Annotated in this window: 7 protein-coding genes; 2 read left to right on the top strand and 5 right to left on the bottom strand. The window is 70.5% G+C overall.

Annotated features, from left to right (window positions below; translation table 11 throughout):
• Positions 1–51: 51 nt before the first annotated feature.
• A complete protein-coding gene (locus ACTJJZ_RS15785; protein WP_440719109.1) occupies positions 52–1,239 on the bottom strand; it encodes an IS481 family transposase in 1,188 nt (395 codons plus the stop codon).
• Positions 1,240–1,496: 257 nt separating this feature from the next.
• On the opposite strand from ACTJJZ_RS15785, the gene ACTJJZ_RS15780 reads away from it, so the two are divergent.
• Positions 1,497–2,783, top strand: a complete 1,287-nt coding sequence (locus ACTJJZ_RS15780) for an MFS transporter (RefSeq protein WP_440722141.1) — start codon at positions 1,497–1,499, stop codon at positions 2,781–2,783.
• A 10-nt stretch (positions 2,784–2,793) separates the two neighbouring features.
• On the opposite strand, the gene ACTJJZ_RS15775 is transcribed toward ACTJJZ_RS15780, so the two are convergent.
• The 4 genes from ACTJJZ_RS15775 to ACTJJZ_RS15760 form a co-directional block, all read right to left on the bottom strand.
• The gene (locus tag ACTJJZ_RS15775) at positions 2,794–3,723 is read right to left on the bottom strand and encodes a LysR family transcriptional regulator (RefSeq protein WP_440722140.1); all 930 of its coding nucleotides are present in this window, start codon (positions 3,721–3,723) and stop codon (positions 2,794–2,796) included.
• A gap of 67 nt (positions 3,724–3,790) precedes the next feature.
• Complete coding sequence (locus ACTJJZ_RS15770; RefSeq protein WP_440722139.1) at positions 3,791–4,759, bottom strand: fumarylacetoacetate hydrolase family protein; 969 nt, start codon at positions 4,757–4,759, stop codon at positions 3,791–3,793.
• Between the two features lies 1 nt (position 4,760).
• Positions 4,761–5,054 carry a putative quinol monooxygenase gene (locus ACTJJZ_RS15765; protein WP_440722138.1) on the bottom strand — a complete coding sequence of 98 codons (294 nt, stop codon included), beginning with the start codon at positions 5,052–5,054 and terminating at the stop codon, positions 4,761–4,763.
• Between the two features lie 52 nt (positions 5,055–5,106).
• Positions 5,107–5,874: a cyclase family protein gene (locus ACTJJZ_RS15760; RefSeq protein ID WP_440722137.1), complete on the bottom strand. Its 768-nt coding sequence runs from the start codon at positions 5,872–5,874 to the stop codon at positions 5,107–5,109.
• Between the two features lie 283 nt (positions 5,875–6,157).
• Between ACTJJZ_RS15760 and ACTJJZ_RS15755 the strand changes: the two genes are divergently transcribed.
• A complete protein-coding gene (locus ACTJJZ_RS15755; RefSeq protein WP_440722136.1) occupies positions 6,158–7,534 on the top strand; it encodes an NADP-dependent succinic semialdehyde dehydrogenase in 1,377 nt (458 codons plus the stop codon).
• The last annotated feature ends 23 nt before the right edge of the window (positions 7,535–7,557 follow it).

The raw sequence follows: 7,557 nt of genomic DNA, 5'->3' as shown, positions 1-7,557 counted from the left end.
TGTGATGAGTCGGGACATAGTTGACATCTGAGTCGCGACATAGGTGACAAGTTACGAGAGAGAGTCCGGCCATCGGCCGGGCTCTCTCTCGTTGTTGCGCCAGTAGCTTTTGCTTGGGTCGATGGTGTTGGTCGCGATGATCTCTCCGGTGTTGAGGGAGATCACGGTGGTGCTGTGTTCGTCGGCGAGGATGATGACGCGTTTGCCTCGGTGGGTGGTGCCGATGCCGAGGTGGTGCATGCGCCCGGCGCGGCGGAAGCTGATCTTCCCGTCGGCGGCGACGTGGTCGTAGCGGAGGCGGTAGTGCGTCCGGTCCGTGTCTGGGGTCCCGGTGGGGGCGGCTTTTGGGGAGGCGGCGTAGGTGTCGGCCGGGGTTCTTCCGTCGAGCGCGCGGTGCGGTCGGCGCGTGTTGTAGTGTTCGCGGAACTCGTCGAGTTGGGTCTGCAGCTCGGCCGCGGTGCGGGCGCGGGGACGGGCGGCGAGCCAGCGTTTCAGGGTTTGATGGAAGCGTTCGATCTTGCCCTGGGTCTGGGGGTGGTTCGGGGAACCGTTCTTCTGGACGATGCTGAGCGCGGCGAGCGTGTATTCGAAGGCGTTTCTGCCTCCTCCGTGTCGGGCGGTGTAGACGCGTCCGTTGTCGGTGAGCGTGGACGCGGGCGGCCCGTGGGTGTCGATGCAGGTGAGGAACGTGGTGACGACGTCGTCGCCGGTGACGGGGTGGTGGACGGTGCAGGACAGCAGTTTTCGGGAGTGGTCGTCGAGCCAGTTCAGGATCTCGACGTCGGTGTCGTCCGCGAGGGGCCAGTGGGTGAAGTCGGACTGCCAGGTCTCGTTCGGTCGGGCGGCTTCGAAACGGAGGTAGGAGGAACGGGGGCGTTTGCGCGGCTCGGGGGTGACCAGCCCAGCGGTGTGCAGGATCCGGCGGATCGTGGACGTCGACGGGGCTCGTAGGCCTTCTTCTCGCAGATGCCAGGCGATCGTGACCGGGCCGGCATCGAGCCCGTTCGAGGTCAGCTGTTGGCGCAGTTCGATGACACGGTCGCGGACGCGGGTGGTCGTCGTCTGGGGCGAAGTCAGCGGAGCGCGCGAGTGTGGCTCGAGGCCATCCAATCCCTCTTTACGGTAGCGGGCGAGCAGCACGTGGAGATACTGGCGGGAGAGCCCGTACTCGCACGCAGCGGCGGTCACTGTGAGCTGTCCGGCGATGATCTTCAACACGACGACGCGATGCTTCGACATGCCTGAGTCTGTCGCCTATGACGCGACTCACGTGTCGCCGATCACCTGTCGCCTATGTCGTGAACCCAGACACCTCACTCGCCACCCAACGATCGAAGGCCTCCGCACAGCGGGGGCCTTCGTCGTTCCCGCGGCGGGTGGCATCGTCTCTGGCGATGTGTGCCATCCTCCGGGACCGCTACCCCCGCGTGCGAGGGCCTGAGAGCCTGTGCAGATCCCGGCCGCCCCGATGTCCGGGCCGAAGGCAAGGAAGCCTGATGACCGCATCCCGCACCTCGACGCCGGACGACGTCGACACCTCGCTCCAGGAGTGGCCGAACCCGCGCGGCGGCCTGCTGTTCTTCCTCGGCTTCGCGGCGATCGGCGCCGGGATGGCGCAGCTCGTCCCCGCCGTGCTCACCCTGTCGCTCAAGGCCGACCAGATCGACCACAGGAACGCGACGACGGTGCTGTCGATCGTCATGGCCGTCAGCGGGATCGTCGCCCTCATCGCCTCTCCCGTGCTCGGGCGCGTCAGCGATCGCCTGACGTCCCGCCTCGGCCGCCGCCGTCCCCTGCTGCTGCTCGGCGCCGTGCTCATGGCGGTCGGCGCACCCGTGGGCTTCGCCGCGGATGCGCTGGGGATCCTGATCCTCAGCAACGTGGTCACCTTCCTCGGCGTCGCGGCCGTCACGGTCGCGTGCACCGCGGTGCTGGCCGACCAGTACGCGCCGGGACGTCGCGGTCCCGCCTCGGCCCTGATCGGCCTGAGCCTGCCCGTCGGCGCGGTCGTCGGCCTGTTCATCGCACAGGCGGTGGCGTTCTCGCTGCTGCTGCAGTTCCTGATCCCCGCCGCGGTCGGCGTGGTCGGGGCCGTGCTGCTCGCGGTGCGGCTGCCGGACAGGCGGATCACCCGCGCCGAGGTGCAGCGCCTCAGTGCGCGCGACTTCTTCGGCACGTTCTGGGTGAACCCGGTCCGGCACCCGTCGTTCGGCTGGGCGTGGTGGAGCCGGCTCCTCATCTTCTTCGGCATCGCCGCGGTGCAGGCCTACCAGGCGTTCTATCTGATCCTCGGCCTGGGCTTCTCGCCGGCGCAGGTCTCGGGGGCGATCTTCCTCTCCACCCTGGTGCTCACCGTGATGGCGATGATCTTCGCGCCGATCGCGAGCAAGGTGTCCGACCGGATCGCCCGGCGCAAGCCGTTCGTCATCGCCGCGGCGCTGATCTTCGCGGTCGGCCTGGTCATCGTCACGTTCGCGACGTCGTACCCGGTGTTCCTGGTCGCGATGGCGGTCATCGGGCTCGGCCAGGGCGTGTACATGGCCGTCGATCTCGCGCTGGTGAGCGAGATCCTGCCGGACCGGCACAACATCGCCAAGGACATGGGCATCATGGGCCTCGCGAGCACGCTGCCCGCATCGATCGTGCCGGCGGTCGCGCCCGTGCTGCTCGCGATCGGAGCGTCCGCCGCGCACCCGCAGAACTTCCCGGCGCTGTTCCTCACCGGCGCGGTCGCGGGCCTCATCGGAGCCGCGCTGATCCTGCCGATCCGCGGCGCGAAGTAGGCCGGCCGGGTCAGTTCCCCGGCGGATCCTCGTCGGGGAACTCGACCCGCTCCGCGACCTGGCGCAGCACGGAGACGAGCCAGCGCAGCGCCGGGTCGTCGTTGCGCGAAGGGTGCCAGAACGCCGCCTCCACGAGCACCGGCAGCGGGACCTCGATCTGCGCGACGACGAGGTCGAGGTGGTCGCCGTACGCCTCGGCCACGCGGGCGGGGACGAAGCCGTACAGGTCGGATCCGGCGACCGCGAACGCGACCGGCAGGAAGCCCGGCACCGTGCGCACGATGTGCGGCGCGATCCCGGCCGTCGCGAGGGCGTCGTCGGCGAGCATGACCACCCCGTCCGCGAAGGCGACCTGCACGTACGGCAGCCGGCGCAGCGCCTCGGTGCTCAGCGCGCCGTCGACGAGATCGGGATGATCCCGGCGCACGATGCACACGGTCTCGTCGGAGAACAGCGACAGGTGCTTGCCCGGCACCCCGCGCGACACCGAGGCCACCACGATGTCGCCCTGCAGCAGGTCGATCGGCCCGACGTTGCTGAGCGGCCCGAACTCCACCGTGATCTGCGGAGCCGTGCTCTCCAGCAGCTCGAGCAGCGGCGCGGTCATCACCGCCAGCGCGTAGTCCGAGGCGGCGACACGGAAGTGCCGGTCGCTGGTGAGCGGATCGAACATCGGCCGCAGCTGGAAGGTGCGCTCGATCTCCGCGAGCGCCGCGCGCACCACGGGCTGCAAGGCGCTCGCCCGCGGGGTGAGCTCGGAGAGCCTGCCGCTGCGTACCAGCAGCTGGTCGTCGAGCATCGTGCGGAGCTTCGCGACCGCGCCGCTCACGGTGGGCTGCGTCGTGCCGAGGACCTCGGCCGCACGGGTCAGGCTGCGCTCGGAGAGCACGGCGTCGAGGACGACGAGGAGGTTGAGGTCGACCCCGCGCAGATCGTCCATGACCGGCTCCTTCCATGCCTGAGCCAGCATACGGCCCAGGGGNCCTGGGCCACGGGATCCGACGGGCTCAGAGCCGATCAGCCCCGTAGGTGCGGCGGGCGGGCGGCACGGTGTATCCGGGGCTCGCCTGCTCCACGATCCGGTTCGAGATCGTGCCGAGGCCCTCGACGCTCATCGTGACCACGTCGCCGACCTGCAGCGGCGGGATCACGAGCTCGCCGCCGGCGCGCGCCCAGCGCTCGCTCAGCGCGCCCCGCGATGCGGTGCCGGTCGCGAGCACGTCGCCCGCGCCCACCCACGCGTCGCGGGAGGCATGCACGAGCATCTCCTCGAACGACCACGACATGTTGCGCAGGTTGTCGGTGCCGACGACCTCGCCGTTGACCGCCACCGACATCTCCAGGGCGTAGCGGTCGCCCTCGCGGTGCTTCTCCAGCTCGTCGGGCGTGGTCAGCCACGGTCCGAGCGTGTTCGCGAAGTCCTTGCCCTTGGACGGGCCGAGGCCCACGCGCATCTCGCCCGCCTGCACGTCCCTGGCACTCCAGTCGTTCAGGATGCAGAAGCCGGCGATGTGCTCTGCGGCCTCCTCGAGCGGCACGTCGCGCACGGTGTGCTTGACGATCATGGCCACCTCGAGCTCGAAATCGAGCCGCTGCGTGAACGGCGGCATCGGGATGTCGGCGCCGGTCGGCAGCACCGACCACGGGTTCATGAACAGGAACGCGGGCGCCTCGTACCACTGCGGCGGGACGGATCCGTCGCCCGGCTCGTTCTGCTTCATGCCGGCGATGTGCGCCTCGAACACGAGGAAGTCGCGCATCGCGCGCGGCTGCACCGGAACGGCGAACGTCGCCTCCGGGATCGGCAGCTTCTGCTGCCGCCCGGCGCGCACGTCCAGGTCGCGACGCACGTCGGCTGGTCCGTTCAGCAGCGCGAGGATCTCCGGATCCCCCGGGACGTCCTGCACCTTCCCATGCTGGATCCGTCCCGTGTGCACGATGCCGTTGGGGCCGACGTAGCGCGCGTACTGGGTCATCTCAGAAGTCCAGCGTCTCGGAGAAGTCGCGCTGACGGGTCTCCAGGGCCGGGATCGCCTGGCCGAGGGCCCACTCCTGGAAGTGCGGGTAGGTGCCGTGCGCGGCGAACGCGTCCTCGTCGACGTACACCTCGAAGATGCGGAAGACGTTCGGCTCCTCGGCGCTCTGGTGCGCCTGGTAGTAGAGGTTGCCCGGCTCCTGGCGGGAGGCGGGGGAGAGCTTCTCGAGGGCGGACCGGACGGTCTCCTCCTCGCCGGGCTTGGCGGTCCAGGTGGCGCTGCAGACGAATGCCATGGGGTGTGTCCTTTCGGGGGTGGTTCGGTGGGATCGGATCCGGGTGGATCCGTCAGTCCTCGAAGATCGCGACGGCGCGGGTCCAGCCGGCCGAGGCGCCGCGCACCTTGGTGGGGAAGCAGGCGACGGTGAAGCCGGACGGCGGCAGGTCCTCGAGGTGCTGGAGCTTCTCGATCTGGCAGTAGCCGACCTCGGCGCCCGCCTTGTGGCCCTCCCACACGATCGACGGGTCGCCGGTCTCCTCGAACTGCCGGCGGTTGATGCTGACCGGCAGGTCCCAGCCCCAGGCGTCGGTGCCGACGACGCGCACGCCCTGGTTCGTGAGATGCAGGGTGGCCTCGCGGCCGAAGCCGATGCCGGTGTCGATGAAGTCCTCGCGGCCGTAGGCGGCGGCGGCAATCGTGTTCGCGAGCACGATGTCGAGAGGCTGCAGCTCGTGGCCGATCCGCTCCAGCTCGGCGTCGATGTCGGCGGGGGTGACCAGATGGCCGTTCGGCAGGTGGCGCAGGTCGAGCTTCACGCCGGGCCGGAAGAACCAGTCCACGGGCACCTCGTCGATGGTCCACGCCTTCTCGCCGTTGTTCATCGTGGGGTGGTAGTGCCACGGGGCGTCCACGTGCGTGCCGGCGTGCGTGGTGATGGTGACCGTCTCCGCCGCGAGGCCCTGGCCGTCCAGCAGCTGGTCGGGGCGGATCCCGTACATCGCGTCCATGTCCTTCAGGCCCGCCTGGTGGTCCTTGTACTCGATCCTCGGGCGCAGGAACGGCGGGTCGACGGGCACGACGTCGTCGAGCGGCATGGACAGGTCTACGAAACGCATGGGCTCCTCCTTCGGGGCGGATCCATCCTCTGCGGCGCGGCGGATCCGGGACACCCCCGGTCCGCCATGCCTCGCATCGGGCGGGACGGGGTCCGCGCGGGCGGGGCGGCGCTCGCCGCGGCGGTGCGGGCGGCGCCGGCTGGAGACCGTGCGCTGCGGGCATGCCAGCCATCGCCCTGCGTCATGGACGACCGCGCCGTGCGCGACGTAGCATCGCGAGACACCCTTCCGCGCGCCCGCGCCGCTCCGGCGCGCGCCCGCACCGCCGAGCACAGGAGCCCGCATGGCCATCGCCACGATCAACCCGTTCACCGGGCGCACCGAGCAGGAGTTCGAGCCGCACGACGAGGCCGAGATCGAGCGGCGCATCGCGGCAGCCGATGCCGCCTTCCGCACCCTGCGGACCACCACCTTCGCGCAGCGCGCGGACTGGATGCGCACCGCCGCTGACCTGCTCGAGGAGGAGGTCGAGACGCTCGGCCGCCTCATCACGGTCGAGATGGGGCGGCCTGTCGCCGGCGCCCGCGCCGAGGTGCTCAAGTGCGCGAAGGGGCTGCGCTACTACGCCGAGCACGCCGAGGAGTTCCTCGCTCCGGAGCAGCTCGCCGATCCCTCCGTCGTGGGCGCCGCGGCCGCGGGCACCCGCTACGCCCCGCTCGGCGTCGTGCTCGCGGTGATGCCGTGGAACTACCCGCTCTGGCAGGTGCTGCGCTTCGCCGGGCCCGCCCTGATGGCGGGCAACGCGGGGCTGCTCAAGCACGCCTCGAACGTGCCGCAGGCCGCACTCTATCTCCACACCCTGTTCACCCGGGCGGGCTTCCCCGAGGGCGCGTTCTCGACGCTGCTGATCCCCGCCGCCGGGGTGGAGCGGGTGCTCCGCGACCCGCGCGTGAAGGCGGCCACGCTGACCGGCTCCGAGCCCGCGGGCCGATCCCTGGCCGCGATCGCCGGCTCCGAGGTGAAGCATGTGGTGCTGGAGCTCGGCGGATCAGACCCCTTCGTGGTGATGCCGAGCGCCGATGTCGGCCGCGCCGTGGCGGTCGCCGTGACGGCACGCAACCAGAACAACGGCCAGTCGTGCATCGCGGCCAAGCGGTTCATCGTGCACACCGACGTCTACGACGAGTTCGTGCGGCTGTTCGCCGAGCGCGTCGCCGCGCTGCGGGTGGGGGATCCGCTCGACGAGGTCACCGAGGTCGGCCCGCTCGCGACGGAGTCCGGCCGCGACGAGCTGGAGAGCCAGGTCGCCGACGCGGTCGCGAAGGGCGCGACAGCGCGTATCGGCGGATTCGTGCCGGACCGGGACGGCTGGTTCTACGCGCCGACCGTGCTCGAGGGCGTGACCGCCGAGATGCGGCTGCACCTCGAGGAGGCGTTCGGCCCGGTCGCGACCGTGTACCGGGTCGCCGACCGGGACGAGGCGCTGCGGATCGCGAACGGCACCACGTTCGGGCTGAGCTCTGCGGTCTGGACCACGGATGAGGCCGAGCAGGAGTGGTTCATCGACAACCTCGACGCGGGCGCCGTGTTCGTGAACGGCATGACCGCGTCGTACCCCGAGCTGCCGTTCGGCGGCGTGAAGGACTCCGGTCTCGGCCGCGAGCTGGCGGCGGCCGGGATCCGCGAGTTCTGCAACCTGAAGACCGTCTGGCGCGGCTGAGGTCTCCGACGACACGGGAGCGG

It is taken from the genome of Microbacterium sp. 22242, from assembly GCF_052045495.1.
GTDB lineage: Bacteria > Actinomycetota > Actinomycetes > Actinomycetales > Microbacteriaceae > Microbacterium.
Note: the sequence above shows the minus strand (reverse complement) of the source record. Positions and strands in the feature narration are given on the sequence as shown.

What these genes read in the sequence shown, in the direction of transcription:
- ACTJJZ_RS15775 (WP_440722140.1), bottom strand. Translation starts at nt 3,723, where the DNA reads ATGGACGATCTGCGCGGGGTCGACCTCAACCTCCTCGTCGTCCTCGAC.
- ACTJJZ_RS15770 (WP_440722139.1), bottom strand. Translation starts at nt 4,759, where the DNA reads ATGACCCAGTACGCGCGCTACGTCGGCCCCAACGGCATCGTGCACACG.
- ACTJJZ_RS15785 (WP_440719109.1), bottom strand. Translation starts at nt 1,239, where the DNA reads ATGTCGAAGCATCGCGTCGTCGTGTTGAAGATCATCGCCGGACAGCTC.
- ACTJJZ_RS15780 (WP_440722141.1), top strand. Translation starts at nt 1,497, where the DNA reads ATGACCGCATCCCGCACCTCGACGCCGGACGACGTCGACACCTCGCTC.
- ACTJJZ_RS15760 (WP_440722137.1), bottom strand. Translation starts at nt 5,874, where the DNA reads ATGCGTTTCGTAGACCTGTCCATGCCGCTCGACGACGTCGTGCCCGTC.
- ACTJJZ_RS15765 (WP_440722138.1), bottom strand. Translation starts at nt 5,054, where the DNA reads ATGGCATTCGTCTGCAGCGCCACCTGGACCGCCAAGCCCGGCGAGGAG.
- ACTJJZ_RS15755 (WP_440722136.1), top strand. Translation starts at nt 6,158, where the DNA reads ATGGCCATCGCCACGATCAACCCGTTCACCGGGCGCACCGAGCAGGAG.